Annotated in this window: 28 protein-coding genes; 9 read left to right on the forward strand and 19 right to left on the reverse strand. The window is 67.2% G+C overall.

What is annotated here, in order from left to right; genetic code table 11:
• Window positions 1–8: 8 nt before the first annotated feature.
• Window positions 9–377 carry a VOC family protein gene (locus DQP57_RS22140; RefSeq protein WP_112634788.1) on the reverse strand — a complete coding sequence of 123 codons (369 nt, stop codon included), beginning with the start codon at window positions 375–377 and terminating at the stop codon, window positions 9–11.
• A 202-nt stretch (window positions 378–579) separates the two neighbouring features.
• Complete coding sequence (locus tag DQP57_RS22145) at window positions 580–1038, reverse strand: GAF domain-containing protein (RefSeq protein ID WP_112634789.1); 459 nt, start codon at window positions 1036–1038, stop codon at window positions 580–582.
• A gap of 168 nt (window positions 1039–1206) precedes the next feature.
• On the opposite strand from DQP57_RS22145, the gene DQP57_RS22150 reads away from it, so the two are divergent.
• Window positions 1207–1938 (forward strand): class I SAM-dependent methyltransferase, encoded by a 732-nt coding sequence (locus tag DQP57_RS22150; protein ID WP_112634790.1) that lies wholly within the window; start codon window positions 1207–1209, stop codon window positions 1936–1938.
• A gap of 5 nt (window positions 1939–1943) precedes the next feature.
• Here the strand turns inward: DQP57_RS22150 and DQP57_RS22155 are convergent, their stop codons facing one another.
• The 7 genes from DQP57_RS22155 to DQP57_RS22180 form a co-directional block, all read right to left on the reverse strand.
• A complete protein-coding gene (locus DQP57_RS22155; protein WP_112634791.1) occupies window positions 1944–3113 on the reverse strand; it encodes a glycosyltransferase in 1170 nt (389 codons plus the stop codon).
• On the reverse strand, window positions 3110–4081 hold the full coding sequence (locus DQP57_RS22160; RefSeq protein ID WP_112634792.1) for a UDP-glucuronic acid decarboxylase family protein: 972 nt from the start codon (window positions 4079–4081) through the stop codon (window positions 3110–3112). Before DQP57_RS22160 ends, DQP57_RS22155 begins: the two co-directional genes overlap by 4 nt.
• 128 nt (window positions 4082–4209) lie before the next feature.
• Window positions 4210–4647: a nitroreductase family deazaflavin-dependent oxidoreductase gene (locus DQP57_RS22165; RefSeq protein ID WP_112634793.1), complete on the reverse strand. Its 438-nt coding sequence runs from the start codon at window positions 4645–4647 to the stop codon at window positions 4210–4212.
• A 26-nt stretch (window positions 4648–4673) separates the two neighbouring features.
• Entirely contained in the window at window positions 4674–4832 is a 159-nt protein-coding gene (locus DQP57_RS26930) for a hypothetical protein (protein WP_165821873.1), read from the reverse strand.
• A 143-nt stretch (window positions 4833–4975) separates the two neighbouring features.
• On the reverse strand, window positions 4976–5320 hold the full coding sequence (locus tag DQP57_RS22170) for a DUF732 domain-containing protein (protein ID WP_112634794.1): 345 nt from the start codon (window positions 5318–5320) through the stop codon (window positions 4976–4978).
• Between the two features lie 222 nt (window positions 5321–5542).
• Window positions 5543–6049 (reverse strand): DUF2505 domain-containing protein, encoded by a 507-nt coding sequence (locus DQP57_RS22175; RefSeq protein ID WP_112634795.1) that lies wholly within the window; start codon window positions 6047–6049, stop codon window positions 5543–5545.
• 28 nt (window positions 6050–6077) lie between these two features.
• On the reverse strand, window positions 6078–6719 hold the full coding sequence (locus DQP57_RS22180) for a M15 family metallopeptidase (RefSeq protein ID WP_346427302.1): 642 nt from the start codon (window positions 6717–6719) through the stop codon (window positions 6078–6080).
• Between the two features lie 173 nt (window positions 6720–6892).
• On the opposite strand from DQP57_RS22180, the gene DQP57_RS22185 reads away from it, so the two are divergent.
• Window positions 6893–8455: a serine hydrolase domain-containing protein gene (locus DQP57_RS22185; RefSeq protein WP_112634797.1), complete on the forward strand. Its 1563-nt coding sequence runs from the start codon at window positions 6893–6895 to the stop codon at window positions 8453–8455.
• Window positions 8456–8462: 7 nt separating this feature from the next.
• On the opposite strand, the gene DQP57_RS22190 is transcribed toward DQP57_RS22185, so the two are convergent.
• The 3 genes from DQP57_RS22190 to DQP57_RS22200 form a co-directional block, all read right to left on the reverse strand.
• The gene (locus tag DQP57_RS22190) at window positions 8463–10025 is read right to left on the reverse strand and encodes an LCP family protein (protein ID WP_112634813.1); all 1563 of its coding nucleotides are present in this window, start codon (window positions 10023–10025) and stop codon (window positions 8463–8465) included.
• A gap of 166 nt (window positions 10026–10191) precedes the next feature.
• Window positions 10192–11055 carry a phytanoyl-CoA dioxygenase family protein gene (locus DQP57_RS22195; RefSeq protein WP_112634798.1) on the reverse strand — a complete coding sequence of 288 codons (864 nt, stop codon included), beginning with the start codon at window positions 11053–11055 and terminating at the stop codon, window positions 10192–10194.
• Window positions 11056–11137: 82 nt separating this feature from the next.
• Window positions 11138–12595 carry a phospholipase D-like domain-containing protein gene (locus DQP57_RS22200; RefSeq protein ID WP_112634799.1) on the reverse strand — a complete coding sequence of 486 codons (1458 nt, stop codon included), beginning with the start codon at window positions 12593–12595 and terminating at the stop codon, window positions 11138–11140.
• Window positions 12596–12778: 183 nt separating this feature from the next.
• On the opposite strand from DQP57_RS22200, the gene DQP57_RS22205 reads away from it, so the two are divergent.
• Entirely contained in the window at window positions 12779–13168 is a 390-nt protein-coding gene (locus DQP57_RS22205; RefSeq protein ID WP_165821875.1) for a DUF732 domain-containing protein, read from the forward strand.
• Window positions 13169–13222: 54 nt separating this feature from the next.
• Here DQP57_RS22205 and DQP57_RS22210 read toward each other — a convergent pair whose 3' ends face one another.
• Genes DQP57_RS22210 through DQP57_RS22220 form a run of 3 tightly spaced genes read right to left on the reverse strand, consistent with a single transcriptional unit; the run spans window position 13223 to window position 15392 of the window.
• Window positions 13223–13819, reverse strand: coding sequence for a methylated-DNA--[protein]-cysteine S-methyltransferase (locus DQP57_RS22210; protein ID WP_430919986.1), 597 nt, complete (start codon window positions 13817–13819; stop codon window positions 13223–13225).
• Window positions 13820–13833: 14 nt separating this feature from the next.
• Window positions 13834–14337, reverse strand: coding sequence for an RNA polymerase sigma factor (locus DQP57_RS22215; RefSeq protein WP_240631849.1), 504 nt, complete (start codon window positions 14335–14337; stop codon window positions 13834–13836).
• A 50-nt stretch (window positions 14338–14387) separates the two neighbouring features.
• Entirely contained in the window at window positions 14388–15392 is a 1005-nt protein-coding gene (locus DQP57_RS22220) for an oxygenase MpaB family protein (protein ID WP_112634802.1), read from the reverse strand.
• A 96-nt stretch (window positions 15393–15488) separates the two neighbouring features.
• Here DQP57_RS22220 and DQP57_RS22225 point away from each other — a divergent pair, with 96 nt between their 5' ends.
• The 4 genes from DQP57_RS22225 to DQP57_RS22240 all read left to right on the forward strand — a co-directional run bounded on the left by DQP57_RS22225 (window position 15489) and on the right by DQP57_RS22240 (window position 17738).
• On the forward strand, window positions 15489–16085 hold the full coding sequence (locus DQP57_RS22225) for a TetR/AcrR family transcriptional regulator (protein WP_112634803.1): 597 nt from the start codon (window positions 15489–15491) through the stop codon (window positions 16083–16085).
• A 14-nt stretch (window positions 16086–16099) separates the two neighbouring features.
• The gene (locus tag DQP57_RS22230) at window positions 16100–16372 is read left to right on the forward strand and encodes a hypothetical protein (RefSeq protein WP_112634804.1); all 273 of its coding nucleotides are present in this window, start codon (window positions 16100–16102) and stop codon (window positions 16370–16372) included.
• 58 nt (window positions 16373–16430) lie between these two features.
• Complete coding sequence (locus DQP57_RS22235) at window positions 16431–16841, forward strand: DUF4267 domain-containing protein (RefSeq protein ID WP_112634805.1); 411 nt, start codon at window positions 16431–16433, stop codon at window positions 16839–16841.
• A 69-nt stretch (window positions 16842–16910) separates the two neighbouring features.
• Window positions 16911–17738: an LLM class F420-dependent oxidoreductase gene (locus DQP57_RS22240; protein ID WP_112634806.1), complete on the forward strand. Its 828-nt coding sequence runs from the start codon at window positions 16911–16913 to the stop codon at window positions 17736–17738.
• Between the two features lie 2 nt (window positions 17739–17740).
• On the opposite strand, the gene DQP57_RS22245 is transcribed toward DQP57_RS22240, so the two are convergent.
• From DQP57_RS22245 to DQP57_RS22255, 3 genes are all read right to left on the reverse strand, one after another.
• Window positions 17741–19216 (reverse strand): protein adenylyltransferase SelO, encoded by a 1476-nt coding sequence (locus DQP57_RS22245; RefSeq protein ID WP_112634807.1) that lies wholly within the window; start codon window positions 19214–19216, stop codon window positions 17741–17743.
• 29 nt (window positions 19217–19245) lie between these two features.
• Window positions 19246–19812, reverse strand: coding sequence for a hemerythrin domain-containing protein (locus DQP57_RS22250; RefSeq protein ID WP_112634808.1), 567 nt, complete (start codon window positions 19810–19812; stop codon window positions 19246–19248).
• Between the two features lie 238 nt (window positions 19813–20050).
• Window positions 20051–20329 carry a WGxxGxxG family protein gene (locus DQP57_RS22255; RefSeq protein WP_112634809.1) on the reverse strand — a complete coding sequence of 93 codons (279 nt, stop codon included), beginning with the start codon at window positions 20327–20329 and terminating at the stop codon, window positions 20051–20053.
• A 338-nt stretch (window positions 20330–20667) separates the two neighbouring features.
• Here DQP57_RS22255 and DQP57_RS22260 point away from each other — a divergent pair, with 338 nt between their 5' ends.
• Together DQP57_RS22260 and DQP57_RS22265 are read left to right on the forward strand one after the other, a co-directional pair.
• The gene (locus DQP57_RS22260) at window positions 20668–21630 is read left to right on the forward strand and encodes a ferritin-like domain-containing protein (protein ID WP_112634810.1); all 963 of its coding nucleotides are present in this window, start codon (window positions 20668–20670) and stop codon (window positions 21628–21630) included.
• A gap of 92 nt (window positions 21631–21722) precedes the next feature.
• On the forward strand, window positions 21723–22646 hold the full coding sequence (locus DQP57_RS22265; RefSeq protein WP_112634811.1) for an HpcH/HpaI aldolase/citrate lyase family protein: 924 nt from the start codon (window positions 21723–21725) through the stop codon (window positions 22644–22646).
• A gap of 3 nt (window positions 22647–22649) precedes the next feature.
• On the opposite strand, the gene DQP57_RS22270 is transcribed toward DQP57_RS22265, so the two are convergent.
• Window positions 22650–23691 (reverse strand): HNH endonuclease (locus tag DQP57_RS22270; protein WP_112634812.1); only part of this gene is annotated, 1042 nt, incomplete at its 5' end.

Here is a 23691-nt window from a genome sequence, read left to right on the forward strand (position 1 = left end):
GCCGAGGATCACGGCAGCTTCTGGGCGAACTCGATGATGTTGCCGTCCGGATCGGCGATGTGCAGCGTTCGTTCGTGCCATGGCCGATCCACCGGTCCGGTGAGGATCTCGACACCGAGCCCGCGCAACCGTTCCGATTCGGCATCGACGTCGTCGATCAGAAAGCCGATCTCGCCGCAGGGCGGTTCTCCGCCGTCGCGACCTATGAGCTCCGGCAGCTTCGAGCGTTCGAAGAGCGAGAACTTCGTGTTCTCCATGTCGAACTCGACGTAGCCGTCGCCCTCGATGCGCACCCGAAGACCGATCACGTCGCGGTAAAACGCCACCGACCGGCTGAGCGACTCGACGTAGTGAATGACGTAGTCCACACGACGCATGCAATGCACCGTATCGGCTCAGTCCACCTTGGGCGTGGCCCACGCGGCATAAGGTTCGACCATGAACGTCCCGCCGGACATTCACTATGCCAAGAGCGGTGGCCTCAACATCGCGTTCTCGGTGGCCGGAGACGGGCGTACACCCGGGTGAGGTCGGGTTGCGCGACGAGGGTTGACGCGATACGGCCTCCGCCGTGCCGCGCTAGGTTTCGGTCCGCCGATGTATCCGTAAATCCCAGATCCGTTGTGTATCAACACCGACCGAGGGGCTGTGGATCTTCTGGAAGTTCCGTCCACCCCGATTGAAGGTGGCGATGACGGCGGCTGGCGCGTCCTGTTCCAGGATTGGGATGGACAGCCACTCACAGGGTCGTATGTGCACCAAATCCACCGCCTTAGCTGTTTCCCCGGCGTCATAGCCATAAGGCCCGCAGATGCGGCCCAGCCAGAACCAGCCGTGCGTGTCGCGGGTCCACACGAAGGAGCCTTCGTCGAGGTCGGCGAATCGGGCGACCCGACGGGCAAGCCGGTCCTGTTCGGCCGAACTGGTCACAAGTCGGCCAAACCCGCACACGCCGAGCCGGCGAGCGCGATCGATGGTGGCTTGTGGCGTGACGGCATCGTTGCGGGATCGCATCGGCGCGCGGTAGACGGCGACCATGAGAGACATGGTGCCCCGACGGTGCGGCCGACCCGATGCGCCCCTCTTCCCGCATCGATTGCGGCCGGACGCAGAATTGATACGGTCAACTCGCGGACGCCAATTTGGCCGCCGTAAATCTCGCGAGCCCACAACCGCACTGGAGGAGTTCATGCGCAGGAGCGTGTCATGACCGATGCCGCCTGGGCCCTCTACACCGAGCAGATGAACAACGTCGACGGCTGGTTCTTCGAGGCCGATGTCGAGCTCTTCAGCAAGCTGCTCGCATGCCAGACGGCCGAGGGCATCAAGGGTGACATTTTGGAGATCGGCGCATACCAGGGCAAGTCCGCCATCTTGATGGGTTACGGCCTGCGTGACGACGAGGATCTGGTGATCTGCGATCTGTTCGGCGCCGTGATGGATCACGCCGACGTGGCGCAGGCGCCGCGCCAGGAGTACTCGGGCCTGGATGAGCAGCAGTTCCTCGCCAACTGGGATCGTTTCCACACTCGCCGGCCAACGCTGGAGGTGTGCGAGTCATCGGCGCTTGATCTGGGGGAACGGTCACTGCGCTTCGCCCACATCGACGGTTGCCACGCCTACCAGTGCGTCGCCAAGGACATCAGCCTCGCCGTGGCTCACACGGGCGAACGGGGCGTGATCGTAATGGACGATTATCGAGGGGTTGAAACCCCCGGGGTGGCGGCGGCCGTCTGGCAGGCGGTCGGCAATGGCTTCGTGTTCCCTTTCGCGGCAACGTATATGAAGATTTACGCCTGCACCTCGGTCGCTGATCAGCGTTACTGGTCAGAGCGGGTTCGGGATCGCGGTGACATCTGCGCCTTCCCCGACTTCGAGTTCCCGTCATACCGAAGCGTTTCGGACATGCAAATCGGTCACTCGGCCGGCGAGCACTGACGGGGTCAGCCGGGGTCTTTGCCGACCGAGGCCTCCAGGAGATCGGCGGCCGTGGCCGCGCTTTCGGCGGGCGTGGCCATCTGGGCGGCCACCTCGAGCGTTCGAGCGGTGCAGTGCGGAGTGAGGATGGCCCGCAGATCGGCGAGCAGCGACTCCGGGGTGGTCGCGGAGAAGTGTCGCCCGATACCGACGCCCAGCTGGCCGACCGCGGCGGCCCACATCGGCTGATCGACCGAAACGGCAAGGGCCAAGGTGGGTTTGCCGGCCCGTATGCCCGCGAAGGTGGTGCCGGGGCCGCCATGGTGGACGACGGCGCGGCAAGCGGGAAACACGGCCGAATGGTTCACCGCGCTCACCACCTTAATGTGGTCGAACCGCGAGGTATCGGCCAGATCGCTTACGCCGCTGCAGATCAGCGCGCGCTCGCCCAACCGCGCGCAGGTCCCGCTGATCATCTCGAGCAGGCCGGCGTGGAACGCGACTCGCGCGCTGCTGCCAAAGCCGAAGTAAATTGGGGACGTTCCCTCGGCAATCCATGACGATACGTCGTCGTCGACGTCCGTCGTCAGCTCCAGCGTCAACCCGCCAACGAAAGGCCGTCGGACACCCCATTTCGCCCACTCGGCTGCCAGCCCCGGGAAGAAGAGTTCATCGTAGGCCTGGATCTCCAGCGGTTGTCGCGCCGAGGTTCCCGTTTCCTCCGGCAGGCCCAACGTTTGGCGCAGGGCGTCTTCGGCCTCCTTGGTGACTTGCGTGCCCGTATCACGCCCGAGGGGGTAGATGTGCAGTGCGGCCTGCGGAATGCCATGGTATGCCGCGACATTGGCGGCCAGTCCCTGCTGGCTCGCGTCGGTCAACAACAAGTCGGCCCCGTCCGCAAGCGAGGTGAGCGCCGTACCCAGCTGCGGCCAGAGTCGTTTGAGATCCTCTGAAATCACCCACGCCATAAAGACCGGGTTCGGCGTCTCCCCGTATTTTCGTGCGATTCTCGCGTTCTGCTCCACCTGATCCGGGCCGTGGGGGACCGCAGCGAGCCCCGCCGATTCGACGAAGCCAACGTAGTTAGGCGGCACGGCCATGGTGACATCGTGACCTCGGCGTTGCAGCTCCCGGCCGATGGTGGCGCACGGCTCGACATCACCCCGGGTTCCCAAGGTTGCCAGCACGAACTTCACCGCTGGACGCCCCCTTGGGAGCCACTTCCGATGACACCCGTGAAGTATTGGATCGTCCGCTCGACCCCTTCTTCGAAGGAGACTCTCGGGACCCAACCGAGGCTGGACTCGGCGAGGGTGATGTCAGGCCGACGTTGCTTCGGGTCGTCCGGCGGCAGTGGCTCGAAGACCGTCGCCGAGGGGGATCCGGTCATTTCCTTGATCATGCTCGCGGTTTCGAGGACGGTGACTTCGGCTGGGCTACCGAGGTTGACGGGTCCGGTGAACGAAGCTGCGCTCGCCGCCATTGTCACAAGCCCGTCGACGAGATCGTCGACATAACAAAAGGAACGGGTCTGGCTGCCGTCCCCGAAGACGGTGATCGGTTCGCCCCGCAGCGCCTGGACGATGAACGACGAGATGATTCGGCCATCTTCGGGGTCCATCCTCGGACCGTACGTATTGAAGATGCGGACGACCTTAATCCGCAGGCCGTAGCGACGCGCGTACTCGAGCATTAGCGTCTCCGCGACCCGCTTGCCTTCCTCGTAGCAGGCCCGCACGCCGAAGCAGTTGGCGTTGCCCCAGTAGGTCTCGACCTGGGGATGGACTGTGGGGTCTCCGTAGACCTCGCTGGTGGAGGCCTGCAGAATCGTCGCCCCCTGTTCGCGCGCGAGTTCCAGCAAGTTCCTGGTGCCGACGTAGTTGGTCTCCAGGGTGAGCAGGGGATCCCGCTGGTAGGCGCGCGGCGATGCGGGGCAGGCCAGATTGAAGATGACATCCAGTGGCCCCGACACGACCTCGTTCACCGACCGGGTGATGTCGTGCTCCGCGAAACTGAAGCCCGGATCGCCATCCAGGTGCATGATGTTCTCGCGCCGGCCGGTGCACAGGTTGTCGAGTCCGACGACGTCGATGCCGTCGCGGCGAAGACGATCGCAGAGGTGGGAACCCAGGAACCCGGCGGCGCCCGCGACGAGGGCTCTCACTGCTCGTTCTCCTTAGTTCCGGCCATCGAACACGACGTAGCTTCGCACGACCGCCATGAACTCCTGCAAGACGGCCGCTGGAAGCGCGTCCGCTCACACCGGCGGTTACCGGCTTGTTCAGCTGCAGTTCAAGGTTTCGGCGCCAGGACGACGACGGGGATGGGTCGCGACGTCTTCTTCTGGTATTCGTTGTACCGGTTCTGATTGTTCTTGTTGACGATCTGCCACAGCCGCGGATAGTCCGGGTCGTCCGACAGCACCGGTCGTGCGGTGACGGCGAAACGCCTTGGGCCGACGTTGATCTCGACGTCGGGATTGGCCTTCAGGTTGTGGTACCAGCCGGGGGACTCGGGCGCACCGCCTTTGGAGGCGACCACCAGGTAATTGTCCCCGTCGCGGGCGTAGCTCAGCGATGTCGTGCGTTGCTTGCCGGTCTTCGCGCCGACGGTATGCAATAGCAGGCTCGGTATCCACAGCGTGCGGTGACCGATCCAGCCGTTCGTCTTGCGATAGACCGTGTCGTGCAACCGCAGCACCTGCGAGAACAGTTTTTCTGCAGGACTCATGGCTCCAGTCTTACTCAGTTTGGGGGCTAGTGGTGATGCGGCGGCTGCTCGTCGCGCAGCCGGCGCTCGTCGGCTGCCTCGCGCGCCTGGTCCTCGTCGGCATACCGTTCCACGTCCTCGGGCGTGACCTGCACCCGTGGCGGCTTAGGGGCGGCCGGCGGTCGATGTGCGGGTTCGCTGGGCATGAAGCGATTGTCTCTCATTTTCGGCGGACGCTAGGTCTCGGCTCTGGCGATGTTCTCGACGATGATCTGACAGGCCGTGTCGTAGAAGGCGCTGATCAGGGTGGAGAAGGACAGCTCGAAGGGGCCTTGACGCGATCGCGTCCTCAGCTGTTGGTCCAGCGGTCGAACGCGGCCTCCATATCGGGGCAGAACGTCCCGACGGCAGCTCCCATGATCTGTCCGGCCTGCACCGAGGCGAAGCCGTTGCCCGCAACCGTCGGATAGATGGTGTCGAAGTCGGTGCCCCCGCGCGCCTGCTGGCAGACGTTGTTGCCGATATCGACCATCCGCCCGGGGTTGTCATACGGCACATGCAGCACGTTCAGCGTGTGAAGGTAGGCGCCGACCGAGATGGGATCGGGGTCGGCGCTGGCAGCCGGCGCAAGCGAAATCAGCCCGGTGACTGCGGCCGCAGCCAGCGCAGGTTTGAACACGGTCGTGCGAATCATGGATGGCTCCCAACGGTGGATGCGGTGGTAAAGGCGAGTGAAAAGCCCTGTCCCCGTGATTGATTCAGCACGATCAACTACGTCGCCGCGGGGATGGTTCCGCGCGGCACGTTCGGGTTCATGGTCAGGGAGCGTACTGCCGTCGCGGGCGCGGCGATGCGGCTTTGCCGCATTCGGACCGCCGACTAGGTCCGTGCGGGCCGCGCGACAGCGAATCTCGCCTCAGGTGTTGTGGATGATCCACGTGGTGGTGAAGCGCAGCATCTCGGGGATGCCCTCGACCAGGCCGGCCCCAATCGACTTTTCGAGCTTGCCGCCCACCAGCGGGATCTTCACCTCGACTCGCAAGGCGGAGCGCAGTTGTGAGCCGCCGTCATCCGTCGGCGCCAGCCAGGTTTCCGCGCGGCCGGACCCCAAACCGCCGGACGCCGAGACGTTGACCTGCCCGCGCACCTGGCGGTCGCCGTCGGGCCGCCACGTCTCGGTCTGCACGATCCTCACGTCACCGGTGACGAACTTGGCGACCAGTCCGGGGAGCAGCTGACGACCCAGATGCTGTGTCGTGCGCACCGTCACCGCGCCGTCGTCGTCGACTTCCAGCGAATCCAGTGTGGTCTGGGCGGCGCCGGCCGCGATGCGGGCCAGCCAATAGTCCTCGCGGCCGAACGCGGCATGGATCTGCTCGACAGTGGCGGGCGACTCGGTCAGGACGTCGAATGAGCGCGACATATGCGTCCATTCTTACAGGACGCCCGGCTCAGGGCCGCTCGAAGTGCTGGTAGTCGACGGGCGCCGCCCAGTGGCCGCCCCACCGCCACCCGGCGTCCGTGAAGGCGTGGACGGCCGGGTCGCCGTCGTGCAAGAGTCCCGGGTCGCTACGGCCGCGGTCCAGGTACTGCGCCGCGTTGTGCGGTTGGAAAGCGCCGGTGGCGTAGACGCACGGGTTGAGAAGCGGATTGAGGTCGATGGCCCGACCATAGGCGTGCGGCGACCAGTGCTCGCTTCCCGGGATGCCTCGGCAGTTGAAGGCCGACGTGTTGTTGTCCTCCATGGATTGCTCGTCGTCGGCGGCCGGATAGCGGTCCGCGGTGCGGATCTTCTCGATGGGGAAGCCGAGCCGGTACAGCTGCGCGAAGATCGCGATGACCTGCGGCACCACGTCCTCGTGCACGATCAGTTCGCCACGGTGGGTCTGGCCGTCGAAACCGATGTGGTCGACGCCGACGCGCCGCAACTGCGCAGGGCTCACCGGGCAGCCCGGCCGCCAGCTCGTGCCGAGCTCCGCGGCGGTGACCGGTCGAACGTCGGCATGGTCGGGCGGGCCCGGCGCGGTGGACGTGGGGCGCGACGATCCGGCCAGCGGGGGCGGCGGCGCGACGGCGCATTGCGTCACGGTCACTCCAACCGCCCACGCGCCCGCCAGCACGGCGACCCACCGCCTGCCGCCAATCAATGTGGATGGGTCCTCACCGCTTGCTCCATCGCGACAAGACCGTCGCGACCGGGCGTCGCGAGACAGGTCCGGCGCCAACGCTACTGCAGGCGGCCAGGCCGTCGACTTACCCTTGCGATATGCCGACAGTCAGTGGCAGGTGGAAGCCCTGGCCGCCCTCGCTGCGCAAGACGGCAGCGGTCGCGATTGCGTTGCTCGCGCTCATCGCGGCTTCGCCGTGGGCGTTCACGGCACACACACCGGTCACCGAACGCCCACCAACAGCGCCGTCGCCGCCGCCGGCGGCGCAGACCTCAGCTGCGGCCCCCGCGCCCGAGTTCGCCGCCGTGTCCAAGCTGATGAACGATGCGATCGCCGCGGACGGGCTGCCCGGCGGCGTGGTGATGGTCGGGCATGGCGGCAGGGTCGTCTTCCATCAGGCCTACGGATCGCGCAAGCTCGCGGGCGAGCCGGGGCTGGATGGTTCCCCCGCACCCGCCGAGCCGATGACCGAGGACACCATCTTCGACATGGCGTCGCTGACCAAGTGCCTCGCCACGGCGGTCGCCATCATGCAGCTCTACGAACAGGGCAAGATCGCGTTCGACGATCCGGTGCAGAAGTATCTGCCCGACTTCAACGCGACGGACGACCCACAGCGGGCCAAGGTCACGGTTCGGATGCTGCTGACCAACACCTCCGGCGAAGGGATCGACGTCAACCTCGCAGACCCGTGGGGACTGGGCGGACCCGACAAAGCGGAAGGCATTCATCGCGCCCTCACCACGCCGCTGCAGTCGGGCCCGGGGGAGCTCTTCCGCTACTCCGACATCAACTACATCCTGCTGGGCGCGCTCTTGGAAAAGACCACCGGCGAGGCCGAGGACACCTACGTCGAGCGCAATGTCTTTGCGCCGCTTGGCCTGCAAGACACCCGGTATCTGCCCGCGGCCAAGGCGTGCGGACCGCATGTGGTGCGCGGGGCGGCGGTCGCCTGGGCCCCCGCGACAGACGGGCCGGCGCCGCCGGCATGCCCCGAGGGGGCGTGGAACACGAACCTCCTGCCGCGCATCGCGCCGACAGCGCGCGACGAGGAGAGCAGAGACGACCCGGGCAAGAATCCGGATTTCTTTGCCCTGCTTCGGGGTACGGTGCACGATCCGACGGCGCGCCGCATGGGGGGAGTGGCCGGCAATGCCGGCCTGTTCTCGACGGCGCACGATGTCAGCGTCTTTGCGCAGGCGTTGCTCGACCGGTTGGCGGACCGCCCGAGTGAATTCCCTTTGCGGCCAGAGACTCTCGAGTTGATGACGACGCCGCAGCAGCCCGGCCATACCGCAGAACAAGTCGAAGCGGCCAACCGCGCCGCCCAGCAAGCTCATACTCCGAAGTATCCGGCGATCGATGGGCAGAGCCTGTTCGGCTTCGGATGGGACATCGACACGGCCTACTCCAGGCCGCGCGGCAAGATCTTTCCCGTCGGCAGCTTCGGCAACACCGGGTTCACCGGCACCACGGTGTGGATGGACCAGGGCTCGGATACCTACGTGATTCTGCTCTCGAACTCGATCCACCTACGGGGCAGCCCGCCGATTTCGAATCTGCGGGGCGCGGTGGCTACCGCGGCCGCACAGGCCCTGCACCTCTACGGCGCCGCGCCAACGGCCACGACTTCGGCACCCGCCCAGCGGAAAACCCGTTAACCCCTGGTCATTTCACGCAGGGAATGCCATCGGTTGTCATGCGTGAGAGGTCGGTGACCGCGGGTCCCTGCGTGGCGGAGCCGGTAGCCGGCACCGTGGTGACGGGCGCCGTGGCCGTCGCGCTCGGTGATTCCGACGAGTAAGTGCGGTGGCGGTCGAACCTGCGGAAATCGGTTCCGACGGTCAGTTGCACGGTGTTGCGCGCGATGCTGTCGGATGCGATGGCGGTGATGTCGTACTGGTCGGCGAGTTCGGTGCCCGCCACCTTGGCTCCAGGCCCGTACATGATGCTGCTGGTTTCGGAGACGGCGTCGGCGGTGCTGACCTTCCCCTCACTGAAGATCCCGGTGGATAACGACTTTTCGAGATTCGCGGCCTCGCCCTGCTGGCCCGAGGCGTTGACGACGTCGAGTGCGACGCTGCCCCCGGTGCTCTGCGCGTCGCTGTCCGGTTGCGCTGCTGTGGTGGCGCTGCCGGTCGGCGGTGTTGCCGACGAATCGGTGCCGATCAGGTTGTGCACGATCGAGCGGATGGTGGGTACGTCGATGAAGTTCACATAGGCGCCATTGGAGATTTCGCCGAAGCCGGTGACGGGCAACGTGTACAGCGCCACCGGCCTGTTGGGAAATGTCAACGCATTTCGCACGAAATCGTCGAAGTCGAAATCGGCGTCCACGGCGACGTTCCGCTTGGCGACGTCCAACAGGGCGCGCAGGCGTGTCGGGTCCGACAACGCTCCACCACGGCGCAGGGCACTGACCACCGAAACGATGAAGGCCTGCTGGCGCCGGCTGCGATCGAGGTCGGTGAACGCCGCGTCGTTGGGGTCGCGGCGTTGCCGAACGAAGGCCATCGCCTGGCCCGCGCCGATCTGCTGCATGCCCTTGTGAAAGTCCGCGCCGGAGTAGTAGCGGTCCGAAGTATCCTCGTTGAGGCACACCGTGATCGGTTCCACCACCCGGGCGATTTCGAAGAACCCGGCCAAGGTGACTTCCACGAAGTGGTCGATCGGGATCTGCAGAAGGCTCTTGACCGTGCTGATCTCGGCCTTGCGGCCCGCCTCCCGCGCGGCCTGCTCCCTCGCCGCGGCGTCCTGGCCTTGCAGCGGGGTCGTACTGGGTTGCGAGCCGGCGGAGGTGTGGCCCGCCATCACCCGTTGGTAGGCGTAGCTGTAGGCCTCCTTGATCTTGCCGCGGCAATCCGAGGTCGGGCATCCGGCCAAGTCGACATAGTCGTCGCGGGGGATCGAGATCGCCGTGGCCGCCGCGTCGCCGGCCGGCAGGTGCACGACGATGAGCGCGTCGGAATCCCCGTCGGCGGAATCCTCGTTGCCCGCGTGCAGCGCGTCGTAGACGTCGGGCGGCAGCGGCCTGCCGTGCTGGTCGCGCCGGCTATCCAGACCCATGATCAGAATGTTCTGGTCACTTCCGGTCGATGCGGGTTCACCGGCCAGCGCCTCGGATTTGGTGATGCCCGCCGAGGCGCTGCGGTACGCGTGCCAAGCGATGCCGATGACGGCGACCACCACCAGTGATATGAGTGCGGCCAGCACCTTGGCACCGGCCACGATCCTGTGGTTGCGGTGCAAGCGATTCCGGGGCTCGGCCGTCGTTGAATCCGATTCTTGGTCGCCGGGCGGCCCCGCTCGACGCGTCATGACAGAACTGAGAATAGCCTGGTAACGGCGTTTCAAACCGGGGGACTGCCGAGCGCCTCGTCTCCCGACCGGAGGCTCGCTACTGCTGCGGCTCAATCTCCAAGAGCCGCAACGGATGCAGGCCGTCGACGTTGCCGACGAACGGCGGGTGGATGCTGTAGCCGAGCATTCGGCGGATGTCGTCGGAAACGGTTCGCGCGATTTCGCGCGACACCGACAAGGTGAAGGCTTCCATCGGGCGCAGCCACGGCTGGCAGTACTGCGCGGTGACGGCGAGCCGCTCACCGTCGGTGTCGTTCGCCCCGCCGCCGTGCCACAGCGTGCCCACGAACAAGACGCACGAGCCCGCGGGCATGACGACCGGCAGAGCCTCGTCGCCGGGGCCCGGCCGGCGCTTGCCCCAGCGATGACTGCCCGGGTAGAGGACCGTGGCTCCGTTGTCGGCGGTGAAGTCGTCGATCGCCCAGATCGTCGCGGCCGCCAACGGTGCGCGGGGGCGCGGAATCGGATAGAAGCCGTCGTCGTGGTGCGCCAGTTGCGCGGCCTCACCGGGCTGAATATTGATGGCTTGCAACGCCGACAGCAGGTAGTTGGGCATCAGCAACCGGTCGAGCGCCGCCAGCACCCGGGGGTGATCGACAAGGGGATCGCACACCCGGGTCCTGCTCAGCACGCTGTAGATGCGCTGGGTGCGCAGGCCCTCGAACGAGTTGCGCCCGGTGTGCCCGAGCCAGGGGCGCACCGCTTCCCGGATCTGCGAGCACTGCTCGGCGGTGATCAGGTTCTCCCAGACGACGTAACCGTCGCGGTCCAGCGCCGCCATGTCCGCCTCGGCGATCGCGCTGTCGACCGAACTTCCGCCGGTTGGCGTCCTCCTGTACCGCTGCGCCAGATCGCCGCGCAGATCCTCCAGCGTGGTGGCGGGTTCGTCGTCGATGCTCATCGGTGCTCGTCCTTAGTCCACTGGCACTTCTGCCCACACTAAGCCGATTTCGCGTCGACCCACACCCCGAATCGCCGACTCGTCAGCCCCGAAGGCCGGTGATGAACCGCTGCACGCTACGGGTCAGCGACCGTGGAACGTGGTCCGGATCCATCAGATCGTTCTCGGCCAGTGGACCTGCCTCATCGGCCACGGTGCGCTCGGTGAATGGCCGCAGCGTCTTGCCATCTCCCCGAAGCGCCTCGATCGCCTTGAAGGCCGAGCGCTGTTCTGCGATCGCCTCTTTCAACTCATCCACCGAAACGCCTAGGTGCTCGGCCACCAATTCGTCTCGGAACGAGGCGATTTCGCGGCGCAGGCCGTCGTGTTCCGGTTCGGCGGGCTGCGCCTCGACGGCCACGTCGCACTCGCTGTCGAAACCCATCGACCGGTTGTTGAAATTCGACGAGCCGATGCGCAGCAGCCGATCGTCGACCACCATGACCTTCGAGTGGACGTAGATCGGTGCACCGCCGTCGGTCACCGGCCAGTAAATGCCCAGCCGGCCGTGCTCGTCGGCCTCCCACAGCAGCTGGATGAGGCGGTGCCGGGCGCTGTCCATCGTTCCGCGCTCGAGCGGATTGTTGCCCCTGCGGGCCAGCACGATGACGATGTCGGGTCCGTCGTCCTCGCGCAGCCGTGCGGCCAGCGCCTCGACGATGGTCCGGGACGCCAGGTATTGGTTCTCCACATAGACGGTGCGTCGAGCCGCAGCGATCGCGGCCAGGTTGAGCGCCTCGACCTCCCGGACCTCCGCACGATCCAGGAGCTCCGGCACGGTGCGTGCGATCCCGACGTCCACGTGGTGCAGGGTCGGCCGCAGCTTGCTGGGCCAGGCGCTGTGCTTGGCCTCGACCTGGCTCAGCGACTGTTTGGTCGCCGTCTCCCACCGCGCCAGCGCTTGTTCGCCCAGCGCCCGCGCCGCCGCGCCGTCAACCGCCAGCCCGACGTCGTGTCGCGGCCCATAGCCGCGTCCCGCCGTGCGCCGCTGGCGATTGTCATGCTCATGGGCACGGGTGTCCCACCGTTCGAGGGTGAGATCGATACCGGCGCAGAAGGCCACGGCATCGTCGATGACCACGAGCTTCTGGTGGTGCACGGAGCCGATCGGGTGCGCGCCGTCGATGGCGAAGTGCAGCCGCCTGCTGCTGATCTGGTTGAGCAGCGACACCGGGGTGAGCGCAAACCACAGCCCATCGAAGGCCGGCAGCAACCGCAGATTGGACTTCAGCACGTAGATGTCCAGGCCGGGGCGTTTCCACACCATCCAATAAAGGAACGCGCCCAACTGATTTGGCCCGGGGAGGGTCTTCTCACCCCGCTCGAACGTCACCCGCGAGTCGAAATCCCAGCCGATCAGCACGATTCGATGACGGGCGCGCAGCATCGCCGCCTTGACGTGCTTGAAGTAGTCGGCCGCGTCGATGATGGGGGCGAACTGGTCGGCGCGCGCCAGGCGCCAGCAGGTCCGGCCGGGAGTCAGAAGTCGATCGTCGTGCACGCCGGGCTCTCAACGATGCTGAGGGGGCAGCGCGGACATAGCCACTGTGTACCACATTGAGGGCGGCCGCCAGGATTCCTGCGCGATCGCCACCCGACGGCTCGACTTGCACGTTTACCGCGGTTATGCGCGGGCGGAAGGGCTCGGCAGGACAATGCCGCCGATCTATATGAGGATGAAGCGATGCGAATGCTGGTAGTGCTTGCGGGCTCCGCCGCCCTCATCGGCGCGGCCGCGCCCGCCTACGCCGATCCGATCGGGACTTCGGGACCGGATGCGAGCTTCATCGCCGCGCTCAACCAGGCGGGCATCACCTATCAGGATCCCGCCGCCGCCGTCGGGGTGGGCAAAAGGGCCTGTGAGCTGATGGACGAGGGCAGTCCCCAGGTCGACGTCATCAAGAGCGTGTCGTCGAGCAATCCGGGGTTCACGGTGGACGGCGCCGCGCAGTTCACCATGATCGCGGCGAGCGCCTACTGCCCGCAGCACCTGGGACAACGTGTCAACCAGGCGCCGACGGCGCAGCCGTCGCCGGTCGTCGCCCTTCCGCCGCTCACCCCGGGCGCCGCTTAACCGTCGACGCGGCCGGTATGCGTTGCGCGGCAATGGGATTCGCCCGGATTCCGCTCAGGCCGCGGCCTCGAGGGTGAGCAGGATGCGTTTGGCTTCCACACCACCGAGATAGCCGCCCAGGGCGCCGTCGCTGCGCACCACGCGGTGGCAGGGAACCACGACCGGTAGCGGATTGGTGGCGCAGGCACTGCCGACGGCACGCACCGCGTTGGGGTTGCCCGCCAGCCGGGCCACCGCGGCATAGCTCGCGGTGTGGCCGTAGCCGATCTCGGGCAGACGACGGAGCACCGTGTTGCGGAATCCGGCCGAGAGCCGCCAGTCCAGCGGCACGCTGAAGTCGTGGCGCTTGGCGGCGAAGTACTCGTCGAGTTGCCGTGCCGCCGTGTCGAGCCGGGCCGGCGCGAGCAGAATGCGGGGGCTGATCCGGTCGGCGAGGCCCTGCAGCACGGCGTCGTGCCCCTCGCTGGCGTAGGCGACGCGCACGAGGCCGAGCTCGGTAGCCGCGATGAGCAGGGCGCCGACCGGGCTGTCGACGAGGCGGTAGGCGATGTCGAGGATGCCCTCGTGTTGGGCGGCCGTGGCAAGCCTGGCGTGCAGCGCGTCGAGGTCGGCGGCGGTGGCGTCGGTGCTCTGCGCCAGCTCGCGGGCCATGTCGTGATCGTTGGTCATCGGCGTTCTCCTGTCCCGGTGGTGCCGGCGGCGATGCCGGGGTACGTGCTTCTGAGGGTGGCGATGCCGTCGGCGGTGGCGCGTCGGGCGGCGTCCGCGCTCCCGCCGAGGATGGCGGCGATCTCGGCGTAGGGCAGGCCGGCCAGATAGTGGTAGGCCACGGCCTGTTTCTGCTTGGCCGGCAGCCTTGCCAGCGCGTCGACGAGGTCATCGTTATTGCCGGGGTCCGCCGGTCCGGCGGTCTCGGGCACCCGATCGGTCGGCACCGCGCGCCGCGCCCTGGCCCGGGTGACGTCGATGGCGTTGCGGTGCGCGATGGTGACCAGCCAGGCCTCGACGTTGGCGTCGGCGGGCAGGTCCGGGTAGCCGCGCAATGCGGACAAGAACGTCTCCGACCAGGCGTCGTCGGCGTCGACCGGCCCGACGATGGCGCGACACACCCGCAATACGGCGGGACCGTGGTCGACGACCACCGCCTCGAAGGGGCGTTTGGCTATCACGCTGAGTAGACGTTTGGGCCGGGGACTTTGTGAGATGTCCCCAGTGTGGGCTACACCGACTGGAAACTGCGCTCCACCTCGGAGCGGCTGCGAACCCGATCGCTGCCGAGCACGTAGGTCGGCAGGGTGTGCGGGACCGTGGTGCCGCCCTTGACCCTGGCCTGGGCCTGCTGAAACTCCGGGGCCGGACCGGACGCGGCGTTGATCCCGTTGATGATCGACCACACCGCGGTGCGACGGGCGGTGCGTTCGACGATGTTGCAGTCGCGGTGCTGCAGCATCTGCTTGGCCCATTTCGGCATGGTGTCGCGAATGGCCCAATCGACGGCCGCCTGCGGCATGGCGACGTTGGGGCCGGTTCCCATCGCTTTGCCATGTGTGACAGCTAGTTTCGGCAAGTACGATTCCAGGCACTCGAGCGTTTCGGCCTTGGTGGTCGGGAGATCGGTGCCGCCCAGGGCGTGCCCAACCCGGACGAACTCGCCGTAATAGCGGTCGAGTTTCTTGCCGCGCAAGGGCATTGGGTGATAGAGCTCGTGCGCGGTGGCCAGACCCCAGACCACCGTCGCATAGTTCCATCGCAGCCATTCGGGGTCGTCGGCGTCGTAGCGTGCGCCGTCGGGGCGGGTGCCCTTGATGGTGTGGTGCATCGCGCGCACCGATTTCGCCAGGCGCTCAGCGGTTTCCGTCGAGCCGTATGCCGTGCCGATGAAGAAGGCCACCGAGTGGCCGAGGCGTGTCGCGGCGCCCTCCGGATCGATGTGGGGCACGTGCGATATCGGGTTGCCGTTGCTGTCGCGCTTGATCAGGCGCGAGTGATGCATGCCCATCCAATAGATCGAGGGGTCCAGGGTCTCCATGAACGCGGCGCATTGCAGGCCGAAGATCAGCGCGGGCAGGTGCGAGTGCACCCGCCACACGGCGCTGTCGGGACCGAACCAACCCGGATCGCCCACGGGGGTGGCGAACTCCATGCCGCGGAAGAAATACCGCCGCATGTTGTCGTCCAATTTCTTGTTGATCAGCTGCCCGACGATCTGGTGTGGCAGAAACACGGCGCGCTCCTCGACATTCTGGTCACGACTGTAACCAGAATAAGTTTTGGCTACAGGTGTGACAAGACCCGGGCCCTCTCGACTTACGCTGTAGGGATGTCGAGTCCCACCCGGTGGGCCGGTATACCGCTCAAGGACCGCCGCGCCGAGCGTCGTGCGCTGCTGGTCGAGGCCGCCTATCGCCTGTTCGGCAGCGGGGGAGAGGCGGCCGTCTCGGTGCGCTCGGTGTGCCGGGAATGCGGGCTGAACACGCGGTACTTCTACGAAAGCTTCGGCGACACCGACGATCTGCTCGGCGCGGTCTACGACCGGGTGAGCGAGCAGCTCACCGAAGTGATCGAGGCCGCCATCGCGGAGGCGGGGGATTCGCTGGGGGCCCGGACCCGCGCCGGCATCGCCGCGGTGTTGGGCTTCTCGTCGGCCGATCCGCGCCGTGGCCGCGTGTTGTTCACCGATGCCCGCACGAATCCCGTGCTGGCCGCCCGCCGTCGCGCGACGCAGGACACGCTGCGCGAGGGCGTGTTGACCGAAGGGTGGCGCCTCAATCCGGATTCCGATCCGGTGGCCGCGGAGGTCGCCGCCGCGCTGTACACGGGTGCCATGGCCGAGCTTGCTCAGCAGTGGCTCGCCGGGCATTTGGGCAGTGATCTCGACGCCGTCGTCGACTACGCTCTCAAACTGGTGCTGCGGTAGCTGGGAGTGCGGTCATGGGTGGAATCGAACATGCGATGGCCCCGGTCCGGCGCATCCTCGGACACAAGGTCAGCGTCGGCGCGCTGATCGAGCTGGTCGTATGGCTGACCATCCCATATCTGTGTATTGGGTTCGCGTGGACCATGTTTCACCCCGAACAGACCCAGCGAATCCAGGCGCGGATAGAAGCCGTGTCGCCCACCGGCGCGGACGCCGTGGCCTTCGGGGCGGCCACAGTGCTGTGGCCGGCGTCGTTGCAGATCGCCGATTCCTGCCCCGCGTCGTGAGCGACTTGCGGACGGAATGCGTGCACGACGGGACGGTTTGCTCCTAGGCTCAACAACCATGTCAATCGACCGGTTCGGCCTCCTTGCGGGCACCATCCGTCTCGCCTCTGGCGTCTCCTTCCTCGTCGATCCCCTCCGGGCGAACAAGCTGTGGGGCGACCCGGAAGAGCCAACGCCCACAGCGCAGCTGTTGTTGCGCTCGATGGGCTATCGCGACGCGCTGATCGGTGTCCTGCTCGCCGGGGCCGCGCTGCGCGGTAAGAACACGCGCGGCTGGTTTCTGGCCTCCGCCGGTGCCGACGTGGCCGACCTGGTCGGCGGGCTGAGCGTGCACGGCGAGCTGAAGCCCTCGCAGCAGATCATCGGCCTCGGCGGCGCCGCGGTCGGCGTGGCCGCCGGCATCTGGGGCGCGGTGCGCCCGAGGACCCGTGCGGCCACACGCGCGGAGATCGAACCACCAGCGCCGTGAGCTGACATACCCGATCGCCGGAACGACGTAGCGCTGACAACCGTGCGCTGATGCGGTTCACTATGCGTCATGGGTTTCGGTGTGCTGACTTTCGTTACGGACGACGGCGTTGGTCCCGTGGATCTGGGCAAGGCGCTCGAGGAGCGTGGATTTGAATCATTCTTCCTCGCCGAGCACTCGCACATCCCGGTCGACGCGAAGACCCCGTACCCCGGCGGTGGGCCGATTCCGCCGAAGTACTACCGCACGCTCGATCCGTTCGTGGCGCTGACTGCCGCGGCGGCCGCCACCGAGCGACTTGTCCTGGGCACAGGCATCGCCCTGGTACCCCAGCGCGATCCGATCCACGCGGCCAAGGAGGTGGCGTCGCTGGATCTGGTGTCGCACGGACGTTTTCGTTTCGGTGTGGGCGTCGGCTGGTTGCGCGAGGAAATCGCCAATCACGGGGTGGATCCCTCGGTGCGCGGACGGGTCGTTGACGAGCGGCTCGAAGCGATGATCGAAATCTGGACACATGAAAAAGCGGAGTTCCATGGCGAATTCGTGAACTTCGACCCGATCTACAGCTGGCCCAAGCCGGTGCAGAAGCCCTATCCGCCGCTCTATCTGGGCGGAGGGCCCGCGGCGTTCAAGCGCATCGCCCGGCTGAAGGCGGGGTGGCTGTCGATGACGCCTTCGGCAAAGGAATTGGCGGCTCCGCTCGAGCAGCTGCGCGAGGTGGCCGGCCAGGACGTGCCGGTGATCCACTTCCACGGTGGCGAACCGACGGCGAAAAACCTCGAGGCTTATGGCGACCTGGGATTGGAGCATCTCTTGGTGGATTTGCCGACGGAGCCTCGCGATCAGACGCTACAACGCCTGGACGGGCTGCGAACCGAGCTCGCCAAGCTCTCGTAAAGTCAAGTCCCGCAGAAGGTTTGGTATTTACCGAAGTCCTCGGGAGCCGGAGTGGCGTAGCGTTCGAGGCCCGGCCGTTCGGCATAGGGCTGGCTGACGGCGGCGAGCAGTTGTTCCAGCGGGCCGAGCTCGCCGGCCGTCGCGGCGGCCAGCGCCTCCTCGACCAGGTGGTTGCGCGGAATGTAGATCGGATTGACGCGATCCATCGCGTCGCCGTCGGGACCTAGCGCGCGCCACCGCGTCAACCAGGCGTCGAAACCGGCGAGATCGGCGAACAACCCGCGGACGGGTTCGGCGTCGGACTTGGCATCTCCTCGCGCGGCGTGGCTGAGCCGGCGGAAGAACGAGGTGTAGTCGACGTGATTTTGCTTGAGCAGAAGCAGCAATTCCTCGACCAACACCGTGGCGAAGTCGGCGTCGATCTCGGCGGGCAGGCCGAGCTTGGCGCGCATGCCGTCGGACCACACCGCGTCGTAGCGGGTGTTGAATATCCCGAACGATGCCTCCGCGAGCGCGATCGCCTCCTCGGTGTTGTCCGAGAACAGCGGCAGCAGCGTCTCGGCGAACCGGGCGAGGTTCCATCCGGCAATCACCGGTTGATTGCCGTAGGCATAGCGTCCCCAGAAGTCGATCGAACTGAAGACGGTGTCGGGGTCGTAGGCCTCCATGAAGGCGCACGGCCCGTAGTCGATCGTTTCGCCCGAGATGGTGGTGTTGTCGGTGTTCATCACCCCGTGGACGAACCCGATCAGCATCCATTGCGCAATCAGCGATGCCTGCACGGCGACCACGGCTTCGAACAGGGCGAGGTAGGGATTGTCCGCCTCGGCGGCAGCCGGATGGTGGCGGGCGATCGCGTGGTCGGCGAGGCGGCGCAGCAGGTCCTCGTTGCCGGTGGATGCGGCGAATTGGAAGCTGCCCACCCGCAGATGGCTGCTGGCCACCCGGGTGAGCACCGCCCCCGGCAGCGTTTCTTCGCGATGGACCGGACGCCCGGTAGCCACCACCGCCAGCGACCGCGTCGTCGGCACGCCCAGGGCATGCATCGCCTCGCTGACGATGTATTCGCGCAGCATCGGCCCCACCGCGGCCAGGCCGTCACCGCCGCGGGCGAACGGGGTGGCGCCGGAGCCTTTCAGGTGGACATCGCGCAGCCGTCCGTCGCCGTCGACCAATTCGCCGAGCAACAGCGCGCGCCCATCGCCCAGCCGCGGAACAAAGCCGCCGAACTGGTGTCCGGCGTAGGCCTGCGCCACCGGAGCGGCGCCGTCGGGCAGCGCATTGCCCACCAGAAAGCGCAACCCTTCGGGGCCGCGCAGCCAGCCGGCGTCGAGACCCAGCGTGGCGGCGAGCGGCTCATTGAGCGCCAGCAGCCGCAGCTCGGGAAACGCCTCCGCCTGCCAGCGAACCGCCATCTCCGGCAACTCGCGGAAGAATCGATCCTGAAGGGCGACGGTGGTATCCGGGGCAACGCTCATCTCATCGAGCCTACGGAAACCCCGGAGCGCTATCCGAGCGCTTTCCCGATGAGGTCACGGGCGCGGTCGAGCATGGACGCGAACGGCCCGAGCGCGAAGTTCAGCTTCGCCGATTCCACGCCGGGGTGCGGACGCGTAGGAGCGATGGCTTCGGCCGCGCGCACCGCCGCGCCCATCCGCTTGAGATCGTCGGCGTCGACTTCGCGCTCCAGCACGGGGAATTCGTCGCTCTCCTCTTGGCGGGCATGCTCGAGTACGGCTTCGCGCAGCTTGCGGAGTTCGTCGATGAATTCCTGGGAGGTGATATCGAGCTTCTCCACCCGGGAGAGCAGCTCCTTGGCTTCGTGCTCTTCCTGCAGACGGGCGTCGACGATCGCGTCGCCGGCGTCGTCCTCCCGCCGCACACGCGGATGCACCACCATCTCCTCGGCGGTTTCATGGACCGCCAGCAACTGGCGCAAGGTGGCAAACGGCTCTTCACGCGCTTTCGGATCCGTAGCGTGCAGCACCTGGTCGAACATGTCCTCGATGAGGTTGTGCTGGGCTTTCAGGAACGCGACGACTTCGTCGGGCGACTGAATGATCATCTCGGCCATCGCCGATACCTCCTGTGATGGGAGTGTGGGAAACGCACGTTGGGCTGTGTGCGGCTTGATCGAGGGCATACCCGCTGCACAAACCGCCAAACGACGCGTCGGCGTGGACGACGAGCTGCGTCGCCCGGCCGGCAAGCGAGATGCCTTGCGGTACAGGATGTTTGGGCGCCAGTGTGCGGGTGCCCAGATCCCCGTCGGCCGGGCTGCGCCCGACGGGGATCTGGGGGAGCGCGGTGGGTCAGACGCCGCGGTCGCGGGTGGTCGTAGCCGGCCCGACGCCGGGGCGGGCCGCAGTGTCCTTGCGACGCATCAGTCCGGCGAGTCCGCCCAGGCCCAGGAGGCCAACCAGGCCCCACAGCCCGGTGTGGTCGCTGTGCTGCTGGTCATTGTTGTTGTCCGCCAACGTCGTTGTGGTGGACGACGGCGCAGGAGCGCCGGGTGCGGCGGCATTGGCGACGCCTGCTCCACCGAACAACAGCGCCCCGGTGGCTGAAACGACTGCAATGGTCTTACGCATATTGACTCCTAGTGAGTTTGCTGGTCGAGCAGAAAGAGCTGATCGACACGCATTTTGGGACCAGGGTGCTCTAGTCTCCGCGAGAAGCGACGCATGGCCGATGGCCGCACGTGGCAAGAGCGGGTCTACCCCGGCCCACCGTTCCCAAACTCGGCGAAGAGCCTCTTTCGTTTGCTGGCCACCGCCTCGGCGAGCCGCGGCCCGCCTGGCATCCTGCGAAAAAAGCGAGATGTGTCACACGTCCGCCGCCGATGTTGAGCGCCCCCGGCGAGTGGGTAGCCGCAGAAACAAGGCGCTCCCGTGCCGACCCAGCAATCAACGCAGGAGGCAAAATCTTCATGACTTCATCGGACAAGACCACGGTACTGGCCCAGCTGCGCGCGCTGCACCAGCTGACGAACACCGAGATCCAGGTCGCCGAAACCCGCATTGCGCAGGCGCGCACCGAAGCGGTGCAGCGCGAGCTGACGCAGAACGCCTCGAACGGGCGCGAGCGGTCCGAGGCCATTGAAAAGGCGATCCGGGAACTCGGCGGCTTCCCCGATCTGGTGGGCCCGTTCCTGGGCCGCGCCGCCGCGGCGGTGAAGGCCTTGACCGAGCAGGCTCAGCCGTTCGACGAGGCGCTGTTGGGCGATCTGGCGCTGGAAAACCAGCTGCTGGACCGCTCCCGCTACCTCAAGGCGCTGGCCGTCGCCGCCGAACTCCCCGACATTGAAAGCTTGGCGACGCGGCTGATCACCGCCCACTCGGCGACCGTCGCCTGGCTGACGACGGTGCTTGCCGAGGACGCCCTCGGCGGGCCGGCCGCGCTGCGACGCACACCCTTGCAGGCCGCGACCGGCACCGCGGTGAAACTGTTCAACCTGCCTGTCGAGTGGTCGACCCGCGGGCTCGACCGCGCCGCGGACGCGCTGCGTTCCGCGCGGCCGGCGTTCAATGACCTGGTGGGCCGGGGCGCGCACGCCGGTGACGTGGCGACGAAAGCCCTCGCCGCATCCCGCAACGCCGCGCTCGAGGCGGCCGAAAGGGTCACCCGGAACGAGGGGGCCCGGCAGACCGCCGATGCCCTGCATTCGGCACGCGCGGCCGTGGGCGTCCTCGACGCCGACGAGTTGCCCATCGCCGACTACGACGAGCTCAACGTCAACGAGGCCGCCGCCGCGGTCAAGGACCTCACCAGCGCGAGCGACGTCCGGGCGATCATCGCCTACGAGGAAGCGAACAAGAATCGCCAGCGGGTCGTCTCAGCTGCCCAAACGCGAGTCGCCGCGATCGCGCAAGAGGTCGTCGGCATCAACTAGTTCGCACATCCGATCAGACGGCGCGGCCGTCCGGCCCGAGTTCGCACTCGGTCGGGCGGCCGAGCCGTCGGCGATATCGCTACGGTTGGGGAATGTACGAGCAGGTCAACAGCAGCGCGCCGGAGTCCGACGACGGCATCGGCTTCCGCATCGACCCCGTTCTGGCCCGAAGTTGGCTGCTGGTCAACGGCGCGCACGACGACCGATTCCAGTCCGCGGCGCACTCGCGCGCCGACATCGTCGTGCTCGACATCGAGGACGCCGTCGCGCCCAAGGACAAGCACGCCGCCCGGGAGAACGTGGTGCGGTGGCTGAACGCCGGGAACACCGACTGGGTCCGCATCAACGGCTTCGGCACTCCGTGGTGGGCGGACGACCTCGCCGCCCTGGCTGGTACGCCGGTCGGCGGGGTGATGCTGGCGATGGTCGAATCGGTGGACCACGTCACCGAGACCGCGCAACGGCTGCCCAACGTGCCGATCGTCGCGCTGGTGGAAACGGCCCGCGGCCTGGAGCGCATCACCGAGATCGCCGCGGCCAAGGGCACTTTCCGGCTCGCCTTCGGCATCGGCGATTTCCGCCGCGACACCGGCTTCGGGGAGGACCCGGGCACGTTGGCGTATGCGCGGTCGCGATTCACGATCGCGGCCAAGGCGGCCAGCCTGCCCAGCGCCATCGACGGGCCCACGATCGGCTCCAACGCGTTGAAGCTAATCGAGGCCACGGCCGTCTCCGTGGAATTCGGGATGACCGGCAAGATCTGCCTGACCCCGGACCAGTGCGCCGTGGTGAACGAGGGCCTGTCACCCTCGCACGACGAAATATCTTGGGCCAAGGAGTTTTTCGCGGAGTTCGAACGCGACGGGGGAGAGATCCGCAACGGCTCGGACCTGCCGCGCATCGCCCGGGCCACCAAAATCCTCGAGCTTGCCCGGGCGTACGGCATCGAACCGTCGGAGTTCGACGACGAAGAACGGGATCATTCGCCGGCGCCGTCGGACACCTACCACTATTGAGCGTCAGGCGGCATGTCGCGCGAGCGCGACGCCCGCGCGGATTTCCAGCTTGCTCACGGTGATCGTGGGGCCGCGCGGCGGGGCCGCGGACCGGTAGGTTTTTCCGGTTGGCGTTGTGAAAAGCGCTATGTGCGTGTGGTTTTCGTCGACGCCGGTGCTTACCGCCCACCCCGCGTTCTCCTTGACGTAGTTGCAGCGCTCGCACAGGCCCAGGCCGTTGTCCGCGGTGGTCGCGCCTCCGTCTGCCCACGGTCGCGCGTGGTCGCGGTGCCGGATCGGCGCGTCGCAGTAGGGAGTGCGGCAGCGTTGATCGCGCAGCCCGATGAACGCGGCCAGGCCGCGCGGAAACAGTCGTGCCCGCGACTCCATGGTCACCAGCGCCCCGGCTGGAGGATGCGTGTAGAGCCTGCGCAGGGTCGCTCGCGAACGGTCGTCGGTGGCGGCCCGCGCGACCATGCTGCGCGCAACCGCGGCGGGGATGGGACCGTAGCCGCACACGTCGGCCGGCGCACCGTCGCCGCCGAGCAGCGTTTCGTCGGACAGCACCAGGTTGACCGCGACCGGCGTGGGGACCGTCGCGCAGCGCCCGGTGACCCTTTCCACCAGCGTGTCCGCCATTACTTGCCCGCGCGGCCGCCCGTCGCCGCAGGTGTCTGCTTCGCGGCGCAGCGCGGCATACACCGAAACCCCCTGAGCCACGGGCAATAACGCGGTGAGATAGGTCATCGTGTCCGGCGCTGGCCGGATGGTGACCGTCCGGTCGTCCTCGGCCTTGGCCGCCCGTTCGACGACGGCATGCGGATCGAGCCGGTAGGCGATCGCCTTGGCGGTCGCGGCGACGCGCGCATCGCCCATGCCGGTCAGGGCGGTCGTGTCGGCGCACATCTCCGAGTCCAGGGCGCGGCGGTCTTCGACGTCCAGGCATGCGCTTTCGCGCACGATCAGCGTGGCCCGCCACTCCGACAGGACGCCGCACTCCAGCGCCGCCAGCGTGTGCGGCATCTCGTGGACCAGGGCCTTGGCGAAGCCCAGATGCCTGCCGCCC

The organism is Mycobacterium colombiense (assembly GCF_003284935.1).
GTDB classification, from domain to species: domain Bacteria; phylum Actinomycetota; class Actinomycetes; order Mycobacteriales; family Mycobacteriaceae; genus Mycobacterium; species Mycobacterium arosiense_A.

What these genes read in the sequence shown, in the direction of transcription:
- DQP57_RS22140 (WP_112634788.1), bottom strand. Translation starts at nt 377, where the DNA reads ATGCGTCGTGTGGACTACGTCATTCACTACGTCGAGTCGCTCAGCCGG.
- DQP57_RS22145 (WP_112634789.1), bottom strand. Translation starts at nt 1,038, where the DNA reads ATGGTCGCCGTCTACCGCGCGCCGATGCGATCCCGCAACGATGCCGTC.
- DQP57_RS22150 (WP_112634790.1), top strand. Translation starts at nt 1,207, where the DNA reads ATGACCGATGCCGCCTGGGCCCTCTACACCGAGCAGATGAACAACGTC.
- DQP57_RS22165 (WP_112634793.1), bottom strand. Translation starts at nt 4,647, where the DNA reads ATGAGTCCTGCAGAAAAACTGTTCTCGCAGGTGCTGCGGTTGCACGAC.
- DQP57_RS26930 (WP_165821873.1), bottom strand. Translation starts at nt 4,832, where the DNA reads ATGCCCAGCGAACCCGCACATCGACCGCCGGCCGCCCCTAAGCCGCCA.
- DQP57_RS22170 (WP_112634794.1), bottom strand. Translation starts at nt 5,320, where the DNA reads ATGATTCGCACGACCGTGTTCAAACCTGCGCTGGCTGCGGCCGCAGTC.
- DQP57_RS22175 (WP_112634795.1), bottom strand. Translation starts at nt 6,049, where the DNA reads ATGTCGCGCTCATTCGACGTCCTGACCGAGTCGCCCGCCACTGTCGAG.
- DQP57_RS22185 (WP_112634797.1), top strand. Translation starts at nt 6,893, where the DNA reads ATGCCGACAGTCAGTGGCAGGTGGAAGCCCTGGCCGCCCTCGCTGCGC.
- DQP57_RS22195 (WP_112634798.1), bottom strand. Translation starts at nt 11,055, where the DNA reads ATGAGCATCGACGACGAACCCGCCACCACGCTGGAGGATCTGCGCGGC.
- DQP57_RS22205 (WP_165821875.1), top strand. Translation starts at nt 12,779, where the DNA reads ATGCGAATGCTGGTAGTGCTTGCGGGCTCCGCCGCCCTCATCGGCGCG.
- DQP57_RS22210 (WP_430919986.1), bottom strand. Translation starts at nt 13,819, where the DNA reads ATGGCCCGCGAGCTGGCGCAGAGCACCGACGCCACCGCCGCCGACCTC.
- DQP57_RS22225 (WP_112634803.1), top strand. Translation starts at nt 15,489, where the DNA reads ATGTCGAGTCCCACCCGGTGGGCCGGTATACCGCTCAAGGACCGCCGC.
- DQP57_RS22230 (WP_112634804.1), top strand. Translation starts at nt 16,100, where the DNA reads ATGGGTGGAATCGAACATGCGATGGCCCCGGTCCGGCGCATCCTCGGA.
- DQP57_RS22235 (WP_112634805.1), top strand. Translation starts at nt 16,431, where the DNA reads ATGTCAATCGACCGGTTCGGCCTCCTTGCGGGCACCATCCGTCTCGCC.
- DQP57_RS22240 (WP_112634806.1), top strand. Translation starts at nt 16,911, where the DNA reads ATGGGTTTCGGTGTGCTGACTTTCGTTACGGACGACGGCGTTGGTCCC.
- DQP57_RS22245 (WP_112634807.1), bottom strand. Translation starts at nt 19,216, where the DNA reads ATGAGCGTTGCCCCGGATACCACCGTCGCCCTTCAGGATCGATTCTTC.
- DQP57_RS22250 (WP_112634808.1), bottom strand. Translation starts at nt 19,812, where the DNA reads ATGGCCGAGATGATCATTCAGTCGCCCGACGAAGTCGTCGCGTTCCTG.
- DQP57_RS22255 (WP_112634809.1), bottom strand. Translation starts at nt 20,329, where the DNA reads ATGCGTAAGACCATTGCAGTCGTTTCAGCCACCGGGGCGCTGTTGTTC.
- DQP57_RS22260 (WP_112634810.1), top strand. Translation starts at nt 20,668, where the DNA reads ATGACTTCATCGGACAAGACCACGGTACTGGCCCAGCTGCGCGCGCTG.
- DQP57_RS22265 (WP_112634811.1), top strand. Translation starts at nt 21,723, where the DNA reads ATGTACGAGCAGGTCAACAGCAGCGCGCCGGAGTCCGACGACGGCATC.